This is a genomic window from Pseudomonas lini (assembly GCF_964063345.1).
In the GTDB taxonomy this organism is placed as follows: Bacteria; Pseudomonadota; Gammaproteobacteria; order Pseudomonadales; family Pseudomonadaceae; genus Aquipseudomonas; species Aquipseudomonas lini_B.
This window is the reverse complement of the sequence record NZ_OZ061318.1, coordinates 4,526,824-4,543,770: the sequence shown is the minus strand read 5'-3', so window position 1 is coordinate 4,543,770 and position 16,947 is coordinate 4,526,824. Positions and strand designations below refer to the sequence as shown.

The 16,947-nt window shown below is 58.1% G+C and carries 20 protein-coding genes; all 20 read right to left on the bottom strand.

Going from position 1 to position 16,947, the window contains the following annotated elements:
* Positions 1-103: 103 nt before the first annotated feature.
* The 20 genes from AB3226_RS20475 to AB3226_RS20380 all read right to left on the bottom strand — a co-directional run bounded on the left by AB3226_RS20475 (position 104) and on the right by AB3226_RS20380 (position 16,945).
* Positions 104-616 carry a phage tail protein gene (locus tag AB3226_RS20475; protein ID WP_367374374.1) on the bottom strand — a complete coding sequence of 171 codons (513 nt, stop codon included), beginning with the start codon at positions 614-616 and terminating at the stop codon, positions 104-106.
* Positions 613-1,761, bottom strand: coding sequence for a phage tail protein (locus tag AB3226_RS20470; protein WP_367374373.1), 1,149 nt, complete (start codon positions 1,759-1,761; stop codon positions 613-615). Before AB3226_RS20470 ends, AB3226_RS20475 begins: the two co-directional genes overlap by 4 nt.
* An 11-nt stretch (positions 1,762-1,772) precedes the next feature.
* Positions 1,773-2,372, bottom strand: a complete 600-nt coding sequence (locus AB3226_RS20465; protein ID WP_007907236.1) for a YmfQ family protein — start codon at positions 2,370-2,372, stop codon at positions 1,773-1,775.
* On the bottom strand, positions 2,360-3,403 hold the full coding sequence (locus tag AB3226_RS20460) for a baseplate J/gp47 family protein (protein ID WP_367374372.1): 1,044 nt from the start codon (positions 3,401-3,403) through the stop codon (positions 2,360-2,362). Before AB3226_RS20460 ends, AB3226_RS20465 begins: the two co-directional genes overlap by 13 nt.
* Positions 3,393-3,791: a phage GP46 family protein gene (locus AB3226_RS20455; protein WP_038979177.1), complete on the bottom strand. Its 399-nt coding sequence runs from the start codon at positions 3,789-3,791 to the stop codon at positions 3,393-3,395. Before AB3226_RS20455 ends, AB3226_RS20460 begins: the two co-directional genes overlap by 11 nt.
* Positions 3,791-4,300 (bottom strand): phage baseplate assembly protein V, encoded by a 510-nt coding sequence (locus AB3226_RS20450; RefSeq protein ID WP_367374371.1) that lies wholly within the window; start codon positions 4,298-4,300, stop codon positions 3,791-3,793. Before AB3226_RS20450 ends, AB3226_RS20455 begins: the two co-directional genes overlap by 1 nt.
* 185 nt (positions 4,301-4,485) lie before the next feature.
* The gene (locus AB3226_RS20445; protein ID WP_367374370.1) at positions 4,486-5,529 is read right to left on the bottom strand and encodes a phage baseplate assembly protein; all 1,044 of its coding nucleotides are present in this window, start codon (positions 5,527-5,529) and stop codon (positions 4,486-4,488) included.
* Between the two features lie 3 nt (positions 5,530-5,532).
* The gene (locus AB3226_RS20440) at positions 5,533-6,771 is read right to left on the bottom strand and encodes a DNA circularization protein (protein WP_367374369.1); all 1,239 of its coding nucleotides are present in this window, start codon (positions 6,769-6,771) and stop codon (positions 5,533-5,535) included.
* Complete coding sequence (locus AB3226_RS20435) at positions 6,758-8,257, bottom strand: phage tail protein (protein WP_367374368.1); 1,500 nt, start codon at positions 8,255-8,257, stop codon at positions 6,758-6,760. The genes AB3226_RS20440 and AB3226_RS20435 overlap by 14 nt, the downstream gene beginning before the upstream one ends.
* Before the next feature lie 127 nt (positions 8,258-8,384).
* On the bottom strand, positions 8,385-8,681 hold the full coding sequence (locus AB3226_RS20430; RefSeq protein ID WP_038979172.1) for a phage tail assembly protein: 297 nt from the start codon (positions 8,679-8,681) through the stop codon (positions 8,385-8,387).
* On the bottom strand, positions 8,678-9,025 hold the full coding sequence (locus AB3226_RS20425) for a phage tail tube protein (RefSeq protein WP_007907215.1): 348 nt from the start codon (positions 9,023-9,025) through the stop codon (positions 8,678-8,680). The genes AB3226_RS20430 and AB3226_RS20425 overlap by 4 nt, the downstream gene beginning before the upstream one ends.
* A gap of 67 nt (positions 9,026-9,092) precedes the next feature.
* Entirely contained in the window at positions 9,093-10,589 is a 1,497-nt protein-coding gene (locus tag AB3226_RS20420) for a phage tail sheath subtilisin-like domain-containing protein (protein WP_367374367.1), read from the bottom strand.
* Entirely contained in the window at positions 10,589-10,771 is a 183-nt protein-coding gene (locus tag AB3226_RS20415) for a DUF2635 domain-containing protein (RefSeq protein ID WP_007907211.1), read from the bottom strand. The genes AB3226_RS20420 and AB3226_RS20415 overlap by 1 nt, the downstream gene beginning before the upstream one ends.
* Positions 10,768-11,352, bottom strand: coding sequence for a hypothetical protein (locus AB3226_RS20410; protein ID WP_367374366.1), 585 nt, complete (start codon positions 11,350-11,352; stop codon positions 10,768-10,770). The genes AB3226_RS20415 and AB3226_RS20410 overlap by 4 nt, the downstream gene beginning before the upstream one ends.
* A 128-nt stretch (positions 11,353-11,480) precedes the next feature.
* Positions 11,481-11,828, bottom strand: a complete 348-nt coding sequence (locus AB3226_RS20405) for a phage holin family protein (RefSeq protein ID WP_038979169.1) — start codon at positions 11,826-11,828, stop codon at positions 11,481-11,483.
* A gap of 123 nt (positions 11,829-11,951) precedes the next feature.
* On the bottom strand, positions 11,952-12,512 hold the full coding sequence (locus AB3226_RS20400; protein WP_367374365.1) for a DUF642 domain-containing protein: 561 nt from the start codon (positions 12,510-12,512) through the stop codon (positions 11,952-11,954).
* 7 nt (positions 12,513-12,519) lie between these two features.
* Positions 12,520-12,708, bottom strand: a complete 189-nt coding sequence (locus AB3226_RS20395; RefSeq protein ID WP_367374364.1) for a Com family DNA-binding transcriptional regulator — start codon at positions 12,706-12,708, stop codon at positions 12,520-12,522.
* Positions 12,709-13,249: 541 nt separating this feature from the next.
* Positions 13,250-13,984, bottom strand: coding sequence for a helix-turn-helix transcriptional regulator (locus tag AB3226_RS20390; protein ID WP_367375821.1), 735 nt, complete (start codon positions 13,982-13,984; stop codon positions 13,250-13,252).
* Between the two features lie 221 nt (positions 13,985-14,205).
* Complete coding sequence (locus AB3226_RS20385) at positions 14,206-15,993, bottom strand: hypothetical protein (protein WP_367374363.1); 1,788 nt, start codon at positions 15,991-15,993, stop codon at positions 14,206-14,208.
* A 139-nt stretch (positions 15,994-16,132) separates the two neighbouring features.
* Positions 16,133-16,945 carry a glycosyltransferase family 2 protein gene (locus tag AB3226_RS20380; protein ID WP_367374362.1) on the bottom strand — a complete coding sequence of 271 codons (813 nt, stop codon included), beginning with the start codon at positions 16,943-16,945 and terminating at the stop codon, positions 16,133-16,135.
* Between the last annotated feature and the right edge of the window lie 2 nt (positions 16,946-16,947).

Here is a 16,947-nt window from a genome sequence, read left to right as displayed (position 1 = left end):
GCCCCTACTGGCGCGGCAGTTGATACGGCGAGGTTCAAGATTGTTTCGAATAAGAAAGGCCCACTGAGGAGTAGGCCGAGGGAATTGCGCATTGACACGAGCTCTAAGCAACACTCGCAACGGTTTGGCGGATCGCCGCTATCGCCTCTTCGCTGGCGTTTCGGGCCAAGTCGATCTTGCCTTTGACCGTCTGCGCCTTGATCTGCTCTTTGGCCTTGAGGCGCAGGACGCGCAGGGCCAGCAACGCTTCATGGAGTTGTGTAGCTTTAACCAGGATCTGGTCCGCCGCCTGTTTGGCTGTGCGGCCTTTAACGACCCATGCGGAGACGGCCATCGGCACGTCTTTTTTCGGGTAGCCCGCGTCCTTATAGGTTTGGGCGTCGACGGCGGCTTGGGCATACTCAATGGCTTTGAGTGGATCACCGGCCAGAGCAATGCGTGCTTTGTCTGCAGCCGCATCGACTTTGGCGCACAGGCGCTCGGTTTCCTGTTGTTCCAGCTGGGCGACTTTCACGGCGTCCAGAACCCATTTTTCACCGTCCCAGTCATGGACGGCAGAAGGCTGTGCGGGACGCAGGCCGTCCTCGAACTGATGAAGCTCTTGAATAACGTTCATCGAATCAACTCCCAGGAAAGACTGACATTGACTGCCGCCGCGAAGTTGACCGCGATTCCAGTGGCGTAATCAGACACGGGGTGGTTCTTGATCCCCATACTGAACAGCAATTCATCGCTGGCGGCGCTGGTCGAACCGAGCATGTGTTCGGCCTGGTAGGACTGCCACAGCGAACGTACTTGGTTATGGTCAAAACTGGCCGTCAGGGTCGTGACCGTGACGTCGTTGACAAAGTTGTTGGTGAAGATCACGCACGGCATCGGGTTCGTCCAACCACCATCGTGATTGGAACTGGTGGTCACCGCCGGAGAGAGGTAGCAGTAGTTGCCACCAACCCAACCTGTAGGCGCAAACGACACCGAGGAAATTTCCGTCGCCGAGGGCGTCGGGTTACCGACAATCAGGCGTGCCGCACGGGCATGGGGATCCAGAGGCAGGTAAACCACACCGTTGCCGTTGACGGTTTGCGTCCACGCCAACCGGTTGCGGTTGTAGATCGGTCTGATAACCGGAACGGCCCCCGGTGCTCCCGTCATCACCCAGGCAATACAGATATCCAGCGGCGTGGACTGAAAACCGCCCCCCGCCCCGCCATTGACAGTGCCCTTTAAACCTTCGGGCGGGGCGTCATAGATTGTTCCGCGCTGAATGTAGAACGTCAGCACACCACCGATCACCTGCGCCCGCAGAAAGTAGCTGGCGCTCGGCAACAAATCACTGCTCCACGCTTGTGTGGTAAACGTCCGCGCTCTGCCCAATTGCCCCGCGACGACTTCCTGGCCAATGCTGACCAACACCCCCGCCGGAATCGACACCCGGCCGCCGTTGGTCGAAACTGCCGTCGGGGTCACCGCCAAACGCCCATCCGCCGTCGCCACAGTGGCCGGCGGCAGCGAGCCGATCGGCAATGCCGAATCCAGATTCCAACCCTTGGCCGATACGCTCTGAATGGCTTGCAGCAACTGATCGTACTTCGTCTCGTCCGGGGTCAGATCCCCGGCCTTGATGACGTTCACAATCTCCTGCGTCACGCCATTTCCCCAATCCGCCGGAATCAACGATCCCGGCGTCCCGGTCAGCGGGTTTTCATCCACAAACTTCCCATTCACCAACCCGGCGCTGGGCACACTTTTCGGATAATCCATCCCTCTACTCCCTAGTCATAATTGATGTGCACCTTGGTATGCGCCGGTGCGCTGCGGTGGATCAGGCATTCCAGTGCCGAGCCCGGGTTCACGCCAAACCGCTCGCCCCAGTAACTGGCGCCAAAACGTCGTCCCAGCAGCAATCGCCCACCGGTATTGAGCGTCCACATGAACTGCGCTTCCCACGTGCCCCAGTGCGCCGCACCGAAACGCGAGCGTCCCATGCGCGGGGCTTCCAGTTCGGTGATAGTGGCGTTCGGGTAACCTTGGCTTTTGGCGATTTCGAGGTAGTAGCCGACGGCCTGGCTGCCAACCGCGAGCAGGCGGCGACGTACCGCGAGGCGACGGTCATCGAACAGTGGCGTAGCGCCGAGGCACGGGTCGGGCAGGTTCATCACCCGCTCCCAGTCCGGCACCAGTTCGCTGACGCCGGCCGGGTCCATTTCGTTGAGCAGGTCGGCGGCGCGGGCGTCGAGGCGGGCCAGTTCCTGAGCGACGCCTTCGAGGACTTCTTCGAGTTCCGGCACCCGTTCAGGGTCCCAGGCCGGGCCGCTGGGCAGCAGGCTGCGCAGTTGCGCGTGGTATTGCGCGGCGGTTCTTATACCCCCCATACGCAACCTCCGAAGGTCAGCAGCTCATTGCGCTCGGTTTTGACATCCGCGACAGGCGAGGTGAGGACGTGGTCGTTTTCGCCGCTGGTGCTGCTGATCGCTTCACGGATGTGACTGATCAACAATTTCTGGCCGAGGTCGGCTTCACGGTTATGCAGGTCTCGCAGCTGCGCTTCGACGGCGGCGCGTATGGCGGTGGTGTCGGGTGTCAGCGTCAGGTGATAGACCACCGGCACCTGAACCGGCCGCTGCACATGCACCTCGGCGGTGACCGGGCGCAGAGGCTCGATGTAGGCCTGGACTTCGGCCAGTTGTTCGTCGTTCGGCACCGGTTGCGGGTCATCGTCACGCATGATGAACAGGCTGACCGTGCCCGGCCCCAACAAACCGCCACGGCACCAGGCGCGAGTCACGCCCGAGCATTCGAGGGCCCAGGTTTCATAGTCTTGCGCCGAACCGCCGTGAGGGATGATGCGGTAGGAGCGGATCACCCGCGCACGCAGCGACTCCAAGCTTTCCCGCGCCACACCGCCGCTAAGCCCCGGCGCCAGCACGGTAAAGCTATTGCCGACGATACCCGCAATCGGTTGCACCGGAATCAGCGCCAGACCGGCCTCGGCATTGCCCAGGCTGCCGGCCTCGAGCGCGGCGATGGTGGTGCTGTTGAGGCCGTTGCTGGTGGTGCGCGCGGCGGTGACTTTGTAGGTGCGACCGTCGCTCGATTGCAGCAGGGTGTCGACATCCAGCACGGCACCGGCGCTGGCGCTGAAGCTGACGCTGCCGCTGGCCGCTTGTGCGGGTTTGCGCGGCTGGTTCAGACGCAGTGCGGCGATCCGTTCCAGGGTCGATTCATCGGCCTTGTCCGGGAGGATCTGCTCGGCGATCCAGTCCAGGTAGCCATACAGGCCATAGGCGGCGCCACCGAGGGTACGGGCCAGCACTTGCGCATCGGACTGGCGCAGCGAATCGCTGGCCAGGTCGCTTTGGGTGCGCTTGATCAGCACCGGCAGCGAAGGGGTTTCAAACGGCATAGATCACCTGCCAACTGTTATCAGGGTTGATGTCCAGGCGCTCGCCATCGGCCAGGGTCAGGACCGTGCGCAGGTTCAGGCGCTGGGCGTCGAGGCGTTCGCTGATGATGTCGATGGCGCTGCAATGGCCGTCGTCGATCAGCCATTGCAGGGCTTCGCGGGCATAGAATTCGGCGTCCATCTGGGTTTGCCGGGTCAGCTTGACCCGGCGCAACAGCCACAGCCGCGAACCGATGCGGTCGTCGGCCACCGTAGGAAAAGTGTCGCCCCACCAGCCGAAACGTTCTTCGTCATCGAGGGCATCGTCATCGGCGGCGCGGCGCCAGGTGAACAAGCTGATCAGCACTGAGCGGGTCAGCGCGGCATGCAGGTTTTGGCTGATGAACATCATTGCCCTCCTGCCGGTACGCCGGTCTGGCCATTGCCCGCTTGAACGCCGACATGCACGTGTTTGATCTGGCTGATGCCGCCGGCAATCTGATCGCCTTGGGAGACGATTTTTCCGGTCTGGGTCAGGGTGGGTGTGTCGATGTTCACGGCACTGCTGGCGCGGATGTTCAGGGTGGCGGTTTCGATGTCGATGATCCGCCCGCGCTTGAAGTGAATTTTGTCGCCTTCGTCGGTGTAGATCGCCACTTCGCCAGCGGCCAGGGACTGGAGGCGATAGCGACGGTCGGCGACCACCAGCACGATGGCGTGGGAGCGATCACCGCCCAGAAAGGTGGCGATACCTTCGGCGCCGGCCAGCGGATTGCTGGTGAAACCGTAGGGTTCGAAGTGCTCCATGTCATCGTTCACTTCGCCGGCGGTGAGGCGCATTTGCAGCGATTGAAGCTTGGTGGTCGAGTTGGCGAGCACGACAGTGCCGCGCGCCAGGAGGCGTGTCAGTAGGCTCATGGGTTGTTCTCAAGAGTCGGCGAAACACAGACAAACCTGTGGGAGCGGGCTTGCCCGCGATGGCGGTATGTCAGGCAAAGGAGTGTTGCAGCGAACACCGCTTTCGCGGGCAAGCCCGCCCCCACAGGATTCGGCATTGTTCACAGCATTGGCATTCCAAATGCCATTCAGGGTAAGTGTCGGGCTCAGGTTTTCTTCGGGGGCTCGGGATTGGCGTCGAAGGTATGCGGCGGTGCAACTTGCAGGGTGGTCACCGAGCCTTGCGCCGATAGCGAGTAGGTCACCTTGGAGATCAGCATGTCGTCATCGAACCCCAGCACCGGATCCTTGACCCTGACCTGCGTGTTATGACGCCACAGATCGCCGTTCGATTGTCGCCAGCCCTGCACCTGATAGGTGGTGGCCTTGGCCTTGCCCACGCGGGTGGCGCTTTCCCAGTTGGCCCGTTGCAAGGCGAGATCGGGATTGATCTGCATGCCTTCGTTGATCACCGTGACCCGCCGACGCTTGTAGCTCAGGTCGGCGGACACCGATTCAACCTCGCTGACCGCTGCCCCGCTCTTCTTGTCCGTGCCCTTGTGCTGGCCAATTACCCGGTATTCGGAGAACACCTGGCTGTAATCCATTGGCGCGTTGGCCGACAGAATATTTTTGCCCAACTCCAGCGCATCGCTGGCCCGGCCACCACTGCCAGGCCGGGCCAGCACCAACCGGCCCTGGGCATCATCGGTAGAAAATACCCGGAACAATGTCAGCAAGCGGTCGATGGATTGAAACACCGTTTCCCCCGGCACAAGGGTGTGACTGCTGAGCCGCGCGGTCTCGGGAATTTCGCTGACCACAAAGACCTTGTAGGTGATCGCCAGCGCTTCGACGATGCTCAACAGCGATTGCTCATGCCATTGGTTCGGGCGATTGGTCGCGGCGCAATCCACCAGATCCTGGGTGCAAGAACTGCCTTCGATGTTCAGGCTGATCTGCCGTCCGTCGTAACTGATCGGGGCCTTGAACACATACCCGGTCAGCACCAGATCCTGGCCGATGCGCACTTCACAGGCGTCACCGGGCTGAATCCGTTTGTCCACGGTCTGCCCCGGCCATTGCCAGGTGATGTTGAGTTTGAAGGTGCGGAACTGGCGCTCCAGATCCGCGGTGATTTCCACGCTTTTCCAGCCACCGTATTCCAGGCCGCCGACGGTCAGGGTGACGCGGTTATCCATGTCGTTCATGGTTCACTCCCCGGAAACTTTCACATCGTTCGGCGGCAGGAACAACGGATGGGCAACACCGTTGCGTTGAGTCACTTCCGTGACCCGCGTGGCATCGGCAAATTGCCGATAGGCCACGACGACGGCAGGCAAGCTCTCCTGAAAGGATTTACTGACCAGCCGCACGCCGGACGACGCCACCGCTTTGAGGTGCGCATTCAAGTTCTGCTTCAGATCGTTGATGGCCTGATAGTGCGCGGGGCTGGCCTTGTTCAGTGCCAGTTGGATCGCTTCGTTCAACTCCTTTTGCAACAACTGCAAATCGTCGGTGACCGGCACTTCCTGACGAGTGACCGGCTGCAGCGTCTGATGATCCAGCGACGGCTGTGACGTCAGTTTCACCGGCGTCGACGCCACAGGCATCGAAGCGACCCATTGCGCCACTTTCACCAGCAGCGTGTCCTGCACCAGATCGGCCATGGCTTGCGCCGCCGCCGTGGTGTCCTTGCCGGTAGTGAGCTTCGGTGCATCGGCCTTGCGGATGGCTTCGAGCTGCTGGGAAACGTTGGCAATCACGCCACGATAGCCCTCCTTCGCGAAGTCCCTGAGCGATTTGACATCGCCGAGCAATCCCTTGAATTCCGCCGCCACTTCCTTGGGCAATTCCTTGATCGCTTTGACCAGCTCGCTAATCTGCCGGTACTCCTCGATCAACGGTTTGAGCTGTTCCTGGATCACTTCATAGACCCCGGTCAGGCTGTTGCGCAGATTGGCGATGCCGATCCGCGCGGCCTTGATCAGGGTCATGGCCTGTTCGAAACGCGCCACCGCCGAGCCCAGCAGCGTGTCCGCCGACAACAGCAGCACCTTTTGCGTGTTGACCGTGGCCGTCGGAAATTGCAGCGGCTGATCGGGGTAGAACTTCAGGGCAAAGGTCACCAGCCCGCCGTCCTGACGGGTCTGGGTCATGTCGCATTCACCGACCTTCACTTGCATCCGCCCCAACCACGGATGGACCAGTTCACCACTGCCCTGCTCCAGTGCCTTGAGCAATTTGTCGCGCTGCTCCAGGCAATCGGCGCCGACAATGAATGCCGTCAGATCATGGATCTTCGCCTGCTGGCCAAGGCCCTCGAAAAACGGCTGATCGCGTTGTGGATACTCGTGCAACTGGCCCTTGTGGCCGACCGGAGTTTTCGCCTGATCGATCCAAAAACCGACACCGCGAAAGGATGCCGGCAACAAACGGTCACGCCAGTTCATTGGAACCTCCCAGAGACAACGAGCGATAGCCGATGCGCGAATTGAGCGACAGCCCCGGTTGATTGGTTTGCGGTTGATCGGTGCGCAGCCCGGCCGGCGCGTTTTCGAAGCGTACGGTCAGGCCGCCTTCGAGTTGCGTGCGGTTATTGGCGGCGGTTTGCTGGATCAGGGTGCTGGAGTTTTGTGTCAGAGAACCGGGCTGCATCGGCGACTTGAGCGGCAAACTGCCGGGAGCCGTCAGCGCGCTTGAGGGTGACTCGGAAACGTCACCAAAGAACGCCGCTGCTGGCGCAAATTCACCCTTGCCTTCGGCATTGGTTTTCTTTTGCACCTCGGTGAAGCCTTCGACCTTGCCAGTAATTTGGGCGATAAAGCCACCAAAGCTACCGCCGAGCATCTCCTGGATCGGCGCCAGAATGGCCCGGAGCTTTTCCGCTTTTTCACTGAAAAACTGAACCACCGATGCCCACGTTTCGCTCAATGCGTCCAAGGGCGACCAAGTGAACAGGCCGCCGAGGTAGGAAAAGAATTCCTGCGCCCCAAGCTTGATTGACTCCCAGTAGCCCGAAAATATGGCAGGCACCTGATCCCATGCAGCGGCAATCGCGTCCAGCGGCACCCAGTCGAACAGGCTGCGCAGTTTCTCCTTTACCGGCACGGTCAGTGCCATGAGCAGATCCCAGATGGCGGCAAACAAACCGACAACGCCCCCCCAGTTGTTCAGGATCATTCCGTAAGGCGTCCAGGCAAACCACGCTTTAAGGAAATCGAATCCCGCACTCACGACTGCTTTCACTCGATCAAAAATATCCGAGAAAACGCCGCTGATCGGCGCCCAATAACTGACAACCTTTTGCCAGAGCCCGGCGAAAAACGTCGAAATCGGTTCCCAGTTGGCAATGATCAAACCGGCAGCTACGGCAATGCCCATGGCAATCAGCATGATCGGATTGGTCTTGAGCACCATGCTCATCAGATCGAACACTTGAGTCGCGCCGGTCACGGCGGTTTGCATCGCCGAGAACGCGATGGCACCTGCCGCCAGCCCTTCGACCAGCTTCGGGTTGTCATCGAGCAGGCTGCCAAACCCAACCAACAAAGGTTGAAGACCTGCCGTTACCGTAGCGACGGCAGGCTGCAAGGCCGTGTTGGCCGCGACCGACACCTGCTCCATCGATCGACTGAACACATTCATGTTTTGTGTAGCGCTTGCCGGCGCCTTCGGCAAATCAACGCTTTCGGCCGATTCGCTGACCTCGGTCAATTTGCCTTTGAACGCGTCGGACGCCTTGATCGCATCCACGAACGGCGTAATCACGCTACCGCCCTTGAACAAACCGCTGATATCCAGCTTGCCGAGGCCGGTCTGCTCCAGGTTTTTCTTGAAGCCCTCGACTTTTGCCCGCAGGGCGCCGAGTTTGGGTGACAGTTCGTCGATACCCGTGAGCAGCACCGACGTCTTCTCTTTCGTTTCTGTGTCTGCCATCACTGCACCTGCATCGCATTGATCCGTTGCGCGTGCTCCAGCGATTCGCGGAGCACATCCAGTGGCCTGGCCACCATCTGTTCGGGGTCAACCTTCCAGAACCAGGCCAGGTCATAGGCGACTGCGATCAGGTCGGTGATGGCTCCGACGCCGCACTCATGAAAAAACTCGCGACGGCCCAACTCAGCGCGTTGAGGTCAGCCAGATCCAGCTGGTTGACCGACGACGGCGGGATGCCGGCGCACACGGCGATGTATTTGGCCGCGACGTCCATGTCGAGGCTGACCTCTTCGCTCTTGTCGATCTTGTACGGCAGCGCCTTGATCGCCCGCACTTCCTGCACCGTCGGACGGCGCAGGTTGAGTTCGGTCAAGGGCTCGCCGTGGGCTTCGATCGCAACGTGAAGCTTCACGGCGTTGCTCATTGCCAGGTCCCCTTGATGCCTTCGAATTTCAGTTCGATGGTGGCGTCGTCGCCTTTCGATACCGGTTCTTCCACCAGGTAGGCGCCGGCCAGTACGTAGACTTTGCCGTTGCTGAATTCGCAGGTGACGGTCATGTCAGTGCCGGCGATCAGTTGTTTGAGCGGGAAGTCCGCGGTGTGCAGCGCCGTCACTTTGAACGACGGCGCAATGTCGGTTTCCTTGTAGAAGCCCGGCACGACGGTTTCCCGTTTAACGGCCATCAATGGCGCTTCGCAGCCGCCGTTGATGGTCAGTTGAGCGCCGTCCACTTTGACGTAGCAGGTTCCCGCAATCAGTTGACCCATGGTGTTTCTCCCTTCAAATAAAAAGCCCACGCGAGGTGGGCTGAATTCACGCAGTCAAAGGCCGCGATCAGGCTGCGTCGTCGTACTGCAGACGGAACTGGTTGAGCAGCGCAAACACGCGCAGGCCGTTGATGTAATCCGGCGGGAACAGCACGTTGACCCGGCTCGGGTCCTGAACATCGCGCTCGACGATCAGGTGTTCAGCGAACAGCTCGGCGTTTTCCACGTGGCCTTCCAGTTCGAGCTTGGCGTACTGGGCGATCAGCTCACCGCGAATGGTGCTCGGGGTGACGATGGGCTGGCCGGCACCGAAACGGGTGCCGTCGGAGGCCAGTTTGTGGCGACCGTATTTGCTGGTGATCACGCTTTGCAGGCGACGCACGATGAACGCCGACTGGTGCATGGTTTCGCTGTCCAGGTAAGAGTTATCTGCCTGGCCGTAGGCGTTCTTCTGATAGGTGGTGATCGAACGCTGAATGCGTACGTAGCCGCCTTCGTAGTACGCGGTGGCGATGCCGTAGTTGAGCAGCGACTGACGCTCGGTCAGGGTGAAACGCTCGCTCGCCGGTGCCGGGTCGAGACCTGGCAGGCTGCCGCTTTGAGTCGGACGGCTGGCGTCGGCAGAGATGAACACCGAGGTGCGCGCAGCCAGTGCAGCAGCCTGCACCCAGAACGGTTGCGGTACGCCCGGTTCCAGCGCCTGAATGGTCATGTGCTGGTCGTTACGCGCTTGCCCTGCCGCCACCAGCGTACCGATGGTGCCGCGCTTGGCGCTGTAGACGTGACCGAACAATTGCTTGGCCCAGGACCAACGACCGGTGCTGTCATCCATGACGGCTTGCCAGGCGTTGAGAGTCGACAGATCCGACCACGGCATGCAGATGAACTCGAACGGTTCATCGCCCAGTGCCGCCACGGCGGCCACTTGATCCGGCACACCAGCGCCGCCGGTCATGGCAGTGATGGCCGAGGTCAGGCCTGCCGGGGTTTCTTCGCCGTTGCTCTTGCCCAGGCGATTGAATTGCAGACTGATGTCGTTGCCGCTGTCGCCAGTCCATTTGGCGCTCAGGGTGAGCACACCTTCGACCGCTGCAGCGCTGACCGGCAGATCCGCAGCAGCATTGATTTTCAGTGCCAGGGCCGTGGCCGCTTGCGCCGCAGTGGCACCGTTGACGATGGCCGCCTGAACACGAACGCCGCCGACGTACAGGTTGAGCACACCGCTTTGAGTCGCCGCACCGGTCAGGGTCAGCACACCTTTGGCAATGCTGCCTTCAGTGTTGTGCAGCGGCAGGCACCAGATCTCGCCGATCGGGTCGGTCTTGCGCCAGGTTTCATACATCGAGGCGAGCATCGAGCCTTGACCGCCAATGCTTTTGGCCAGCGCCACGCTGGACACCAACACCAGTTTGCCGACGTCGGCCGGCGCGATGTTGTCGTTGACCTGAGCAACGATCAGGCGGCGCATGGCCGACGACGCGCTATTGGCGGCCGAGTTGTCCATTTCGGCGTAGAACAGCGGAACACGAATGTCCGCGGGGATGTTGCTGAATCCGATTGCCATTATTTGGCTCCCTGTGGTTTCGCCGCTTTCACGGCTTTGGTAGTGATATCGCCATCGGCCAGACGTCGACGCCACCAGGCGTTGTCCGGCACTTCACGGCCCTCGAGGGGCAACAGATCGCCCGCTTCCGGGTCCGGCACGACACGGCCCGGGGCCGGCAGCACGGTGATGCGTTTGCTCATGGGGTTACGTCTCCAGAGAAAGTCAGTTCCAGGCGCCCGTCGGGGCCTGGGCGTTGCAGATTGGGGTCCGCCGGATCGATCGCATCGACCCGCACGGTGACCCCGGTAAAGGACGACAAGCCGTCCAGTTCACGCTCGTGCCAGCTCTCCGCCGGCTGACCCGGCAAATTGCGACCAAGCTGGAATTCGGCAAAAAAGCGCAGGCGATACAGCACGCGGCTGCTATTGATGGAAACCAGTTCGCCGCCGTCGTACTCGATGGCCTCGTAGTCGCTGCCGGGCTTGAAACCCACCAGTGCGCGCCAGAGTTCGGCGCGTAGGTCATGCAACAGATCCAGCGCTTTTGTAGCGTCCGTGGTGTCGAGTACCAGCGTCACTTCGAAGCGGTCGCGGATCGGTTGCAGCATCAGGTTTTGCGCGACGCTCTTGCTTGCCAGATCGGCGATCGGCACCACATAGGCGCAAGGTGTTTGCAGCGAGGTATTGGCTTGCAGCGTGGCGAGGTCGATGCCGGCGGCCACTCGATTGGCCAGGGTTGGGCATTGCTCACGCAGCTGCGTGATCAGGGCTGTGATCTTCATGATTCTTCACCGGGCAATAAAAAACCCGCAGCGGCGGGTTTGAGTGAACGGTACTGGCCGTGGGAAACCCGCGTCCTTGCGGGTCAGTGCGGTATGCACTGTGGATGATGCTCCTTGAAATTAAGGGCTCAATGATCCTGAGACGTATCGCGCGGTGGAACCTCACAAACACCAATCCGCTTGGCCGCCCAGCGTTCATAAAGCCCGATGGCCACGTCCGCCCCGGCCATTGCCGTCAGGCAGCCAAACGCACCGGCGGCCCAGATCGACACGCCGGCGGCGTACAGCAGCATGATGGCCGAGACCCCGCAGATCATGCAGGCCCCGGAACGCAGCGCCAGACGCCGCAGCAGCGACCAGCCACGGGCGCCCTCCTTGTCGGCGCGCCACATTTCGCCGGACACCCCGCCCACCAGGGCGAGGACGATGACCAGCCAGATCGGCATGTCCAGCAACGCTTGTTGCTCGTTTGTCATGTCACGCCTCCTGGGGGTGATTGATGAGTGATTGGGTGGTGTGTTTCGGATGCAGCCCTGATGATTAACAGTCGTCGCTCAAGCACAGAGAAACGACTGCCAGTTCTGTTGATGTCAGGGGTTTTAAATAGGCTCAACGATTACGTTGTCGATGAAGGCAAAGTTGGCGTACGGGTTCTGCTCGTTGGAGAAGGCCAGGGTCGTTTGAGCCGTGGTAGCAGTGAAGTCGTAAGTGATGGTGCTCCACTCGACTGTTACACCGTTAGCGGACGGGGTGTTGAAGGTGACGGTTTGCCCAGCCACTTTCACCTGGATGACACCGTCGCCGGAGCGACCGGCGTAGCGCGAATTACCCGCGCTGAAGGTCAATCGGTACTGGGCGCCGACCGTGGTGGCAAAGTTCTGTTGAATGCCGCCGCCGTTTTCATAAACGTAGTTGGCCAGGTCGACAATCGCAACGCCATCCGCGGCGGTCGTATTGAAGTACTCGACACCGGACAGAAACGTCGTCCAACCCGTGATGAAGTTGGCTTGCTCCGTGGTATCCAGTGGGCAACTACCACCGCAACCTGGCTGTTCAAAGCTGCCGTTGACCAAAAGATTGGCGGCAACAGCGTTGCCCCCAGCGCCGAGCAGAGCAGAGGACAGCAACAGCGGGGCAACGTATTTCTTGAAACTGTTCATGGTTCACCTATTGAGTTAACTGAGTTGATTGCGCTGCTGATGCAACGCTCACGTCGCTCACAGGCGACCGCTCGAGGCTCGTGGCCTTCACATGATTCAGCGTCCCGCATCGGGAACATTTGATCTGGAGCTCGGTGTACTCACCCATTCGGGCGAGCAGTCTTTTGCAATATCCACATCTGCAATCTTTCAACATCTGCAATGCCTTTTGATTTCTGCCGGAGCCTTCCTGTTGCTCCGGCGATGCCGAGACGAGGCTTGATGTGCCTGACGGTAGGTAGGCATTCCAAAAAGCCCGGTATTGGCCGGGCTTTTCAGTAATGCGGTCCTTCGCCTTCCTTTAATCCTGTGTATAAAAAAGGAAGCTGACCTTTCGGCGCTACTGGCGCGGTACGGATCCATTCAAATTGTTTTTCCGACCGCGGTCCCTGCCCGCCGGATAACTGCTTCTGGTGCTTTACGCTGCACACCCGGGTCAGTTGCCAACCCTCTGAACCGTTGAGGCCGGTTCATCGCTGCCTTTGTGGTGGAACTAAAGAGCTTCGTTTCGAGCCGCTTTGTTGAGTGGCTTGAGACAAAGAATATGCATGGATGCATATACAGTCAATGCATAAATGCATTTATTTATGCATTGAAAATGCACGGACGCATGAAAGCCCCACAGACAAAGGCGTTGGCGGTTTTTGGCAGGCGAAAAAAACCCGCCGGGCAGCGGGTTTTATCTGACAGCGGTGAGGTTAACGGGCGTACATGCCCCACCAGAAGACGTGACCGAGGATGACAATCTGCTCTTCCTGGATTTCCTGGAAGCTGTAGTCCTCGTCCGGATGTTCATCGCGATTGAAGCTGCGCAGACGAATCCCTGTCGGCAGGCGATAAAGCTGTTTCACCCGCAACTGGCCGTTGTGGTTGATGGCGTACAGGTCGCCGTCGACGATGTCGCCAATCCCGCATTTGCCGGCATTCACCCCGACCGTGGCGCCATCGCGCAGCACCGGCAACATGCTGTTGCCGCGCACGGTGACGCATTTGGCCTGGTCGAACTGCACACCGTTGTGGCGCAAGCTGCGTTTGCCGAAGCGCAGGCTAGAGCGCTCGCTTTCTTCGATGACGAATCTTCCTGATCCAGCAGCCAATTCAACCTCGCGAAGAAAGGGGACCGACACCTCGTCGTCATCGACTGGCGTATCGTCGTCCCACAGGCTTATGTCCTTGAGTTCCGAATGCGACTCATCGCGCCCGGCGCTGGCGGCGTGCACGACATCCGCACGGCCACGCAACTGATCGGTGCTCACGGCGAAGTATTCGGCAATCTTCGAAATATGCTTATCCGAAGGATCGACGATCTTCCCGCTGAGGATCCGCGAGAGAGTTGATTGAGGCACGCCGGTGCGACGGTGAAGCTCCGTGGGGGAGATCCCGTGCTGATCGAGCAGCGCTCTTAAGACGGTAGAAACATTGCGTTTTTGCATAACGTGCATAGTGCTTGATCTTTTTTCGGAAGACAAATGCTGATTTGCATAATACGAGCATGGGTCGTACATCGGGGGCATTCATGCCTGTGAGGTGCGGATCGCCCACCCACCGCGAAAAGTCGCACAGCACTACAACGCTCATACAGTGAACCATGGCCCCTATCCAGCAGGGCCATGCAGCGTGTATCGCTGAAGATGCGTAAGAGCCTTCCGACTTTCTATTTTTCAATCAGAGTTGCATTGCAGTACTCTGTTCCATTTTTATTTACTTTATATACGTGACCATTGATCACATCGAATAGCTGCCCATTACGTTTCCAGAACCCTTCAGGAGCATCGTCAGCGTATACAAAATCAAACTTGCACAGCACCTTCCTAAATAGCTCGATATTTTTGGCGTTATCCACAGTGCTTTGATTTATGAAAGCTGTACCACTATACGATGCGTAGCGTAACGGCAAGGTTTTCAACCTAAAGATAAAGTATCCAAAACTCGAATTTTTGCCATCGACATATAAAATACGCTCGACCCCAGCTGTGTACTTTTTCAACTGATCCGCTTTCACCCTATACTCTTCGTGAAGAGGAACAGGTAATCTTTTCTCCTTAACAAAAAACACATTTAACGAGGGAGCAGTGACGAAGGCTGCACCAATCATAAACACCGCTATCAGTAGGCAACGTATTACGGAAAGCTCATCTCTAACGACGAAATATTGAAGTAGAAATGTCGCAAACAACACCACTATAAAATATCTGGAGAACGAGTAAATATCATTGAACCATCCCGAGGCAACAGCCACATACGACAGAAACAATAGATACGAAACAACAGTGAACAACAGAAAGATAAATGTCAGTGCCATTTCATTTTTGGCGCTAACTCTATTGTACGTCAGCATCAAAGCAGCACCTGCAGTGATACAGATAAACAACCACAAGGGTATGCCAGAAGCCAGGTAAGGCAGCGGATAGGCTGGCGGCAAGAAGGTAGCGTGTGGAAACAGATTTGTCAGTACATGGTGCAACCCGACGGACACATTTTCTGCAAGGCCGGGTCCGCCAAACATGATCGACGGCCCTGCGAATCCGCCGCCCAGGTCATAAGCAGCAACGTAAATTTCCCATGACAGATAAGTTGATAATACAACCCCCAGAAGCACCAACGAGCGAGCGAACATCGCCTTGATCGGAAGTTTCTCGACAAATCGACGCATGCAAACGTAATAAACCCAGACAAATGCACCGAGTATTAGACCGACATGTTTAAGGAGTACCACACCGATAACTGCAAGCAGCATGATCCTGAAACTGTCGTTATCATTTTTCTGGGCGAAGCGCAGGGCAAACAAAAAGACAAGGGACTGCAAAGGATCAATTAACAACGTCAGGGTGAGCGCCTGAAAGAAGGCCAAATACGCGAAGAACACAATGCCAATAGTGATACCCCATTTGGCACGAGATTCAGAATAAGAGACACAGTAGATCGTCGAAAGACCGAAGAGCCAAGTGATAAAATAAGATGAACTTACTCCGCTCCCACTCAAAAACACCTCTGCAAAATATCTCAGCAGCGATATTCCAGGAATGTAGTTGGGAAATACTAGAATTTCTTTATTCGTCGGGAGGTTATTCGTGAGAGTGAGATACTCCACTTCGGCCCCCCAATGGGAAAACTCATCCCAAACCCAATACTCCGCCCCCCAGGATAGAATCAAGGCTAGCGCAAATAACACAGCCAATTCACAGCCTTGACGCAATATCGAAAACCGATTTTGTTTTCCAGTCACAAGTGCCCACGCACCTAGACATCCTCCAATTACCGCGCAACCAATAACGATCTTTACCCCGAGATCGAGTTGTTGCACGCATCCGAAGATATAGAGAATGACCATTGCAAATACGAATGAACCCGGATGCTCGGCGCGATATCTTGAAGAAACAACCCTTGAGACAAAGGCTACAAGCCCAAGAAAAACAAAGAATATCAATAGTATATTTAGCACCAATACCTCTCATAAAAAATCTACAATAAATTGGGAGTACGAGAAGACTAGATATTGCTCGGAGACGTTACTGAAAATTCATCTCGCTAAACAACGGCGCCATTGGGCGCCGCTTTTTCTTGCAAGACTGGATGTCGAATTATGTGGGATTGAACCCGCCCCGACACGCCTTAAACAGTATCTCCAACACCGACAGATTGCCCTTGAAGGCGCTGATCTTCGTCGGTACCTCGCCTTTGGGGTAGCGCCGCACTGTCGGCAACTCCACACAGCGGTAACCCAGCTTTGGCGCGCGATAAGACAGATACGCCAGCAACTCGTAAGTCATGAACACATCGCGAAAAATCGCTACCTTCGGATCCAGCAACAGCTTTCGGCTGTATGCGCGGAATCCTTGGGTGGTGTCGGTCCATTTGAAACCGGAAGTCAGACTCAACATCGGTGCGTGAATGAAGCGAATTGCAAAGTCCCGCGATGCAGGGGTGTTTTCCGCGACGCCACCGTCCACGAAGCGCGAGGCCTGGACAAAGTCGACACCCTGCTGGAGAGCCTCGATAAAACGCGGGATGGCATCAGGATCGTCCTTGTCGTTGCCGTCGATGGTGACAATGCCCTCGTAACCCTGATCCAGGGCAAATGCATAGGCGCAGCGCAATTGTGCACTGAGCTTGCCTGGGCCGGTCTTCACCAGCAGGCCACGAACACCAACCTGTTGCAGCGCATCCAACACCAGAGAGCCATCGGTGCTGCCGCCATCGACAATAATGATGTCGGCGTGGGAGGCGATGCCCAGTGCAGCCATCCTGGCCAGCAGGTTCTTGATCCGTTCACCTTCGTTAATCAGCGGAATGACCGCGCAAAAGGCATGCTGACGGCCCAGCCACAGCGGTGTATCAAAGGCAGGTACCTGCCAGGTGCTGCGTACGACAGGGTCAATTACAGAAGACGTCATTT

Bases quoted from the DNA above. Each gene is read 5' to 3' on its own strand.
- AB3226_RS20475 (WP_367374374.1), bottom strand. From the start codon at position 616: ATGAACGTTATTCAAGAGCTTCATCAGTTCGAGGACGGCCTGCGTCCC.
- AB3226_RS20470 (WP_367374373.1), bottom strand. From the start codon at position 1,761: ATGGATTATCCGAAAAGTGTGCCCAGCGCCGGGTTGGTGAATGGGAAG.
- AB3226_RS20465 (WP_007907236.1), bottom strand. From the start codon at position 2,372: ATGGGGGGTATAAGAACCGCCGCGCAATACCACGCGCAACTGCGCAGC.
- AB3226_RS20460 (WP_367374372.1), bottom strand. From the start codon at position 3,403: ATGCCGTTTGAAACCCCTTCGCTGCCGGTGCTGATCAAGCGCACCCAA.
- AB3226_RS20455 (WP_038979177.1), bottom strand. From the start codon at position 3,791: ATGTTCATCAGCCAAAACCTGCATGCCGCGCTGACCCGCTCAGTGCTG.
- AB3226_RS20450 (WP_367374371.1), bottom strand. From the start codon at position 4,300: ATGAGCCTACTGACACGCCTCCTGGCGCGCGGCACTGTCGTGCTCGCC.
- AB3226_RS20445 (WP_367374370.1), bottom strand. From the start codon at position 5,529: ATGAACGACATGGATAACCGCGTCACCCTGACCGTCGGCGGCCTGGAA.
- AB3226_RS20440 (WP_367374369.1), bottom strand. From the start codon at position 6,771: ATGAACTGGCGTGACCGTTTGTTGCCGGCATCCTTTCGCGGTGTCGGT.
- AB3226_RS20435 (WP_367374368.1), bottom strand. From the start codon at position 8,257: ATGGCAGACACAGAAACGAAAGAGAAGACGTCGGTGCTGCTCACGGGT.
- AB3226_RS20430 (WP_038979172.1), bottom strand. From the start codon at position 8,681: ATGAGCAACGCCGTGAAGCTTCACGTTGCGATCGAAGCCCACGGCGAG.
- AB3226_RS20425 (WP_007907215.1), bottom strand. From the start codon at position 9,025: ATGGGTCAACTGATTGCGGGAACCTGCTACGTCAAAGTGGACGGCGCT.
- AB3226_RS20420 (WP_367374367.1), bottom strand. From the start codon at position 10,589: ATGGCAATCGGATTCAGCAACATCCCCGCGGACATTCGTGTTCCGCTG.
- AB3226_RS20415 (WP_007907211.1), bottom strand. From the start codon at position 10,771: ATGAGCAAACGCATCACCGTGCTGCCGGCCCCGGGCCGTGTCGTGCCG.
- AB3226_RS20410 (WP_367374366.1), bottom strand. From the start codon at position 11,352: ATGAAGATCACAGCCCTGATCACGCAGCTGCGTGAGCAATGCCCAACC.
- AB3226_RS20405 (WP_038979169.1), bottom strand. From the start codon at position 11,828: ATGACAAACGAGCAACAAGCGTTGCTGGACATGCCGATCTGGCTGGTC.
- AB3226_RS20400 (WP_367374365.1), bottom strand. From the start codon at position 12,512: ATGAACAGTTTCAAGAAATACGTTGCCCCGCTGTTGCTGTCCTCTGCT.
- AB3226_RS20395 (WP_367374364.1), bottom strand. From the start codon at position 12,708: ATGTTGAAAGATTGCAGATGTGGATATTGCAAAAGACTGCTCGCCCGA.
- AB3226_RS20390 (WP_367375821.1), bottom strand. From the start codon at position 13,984: ATGCAAAAACGCAATGTTTCTACCGTCTTAAGAGCGCTGCTCGATCAG.
- AB3226_RS20380 (WP_367374362.1), bottom strand. From the start codon at position 16,945: ATGACGTCTTCTGTAATTGACCCTGTCGTACGCAGCACCTGGCAGGTA.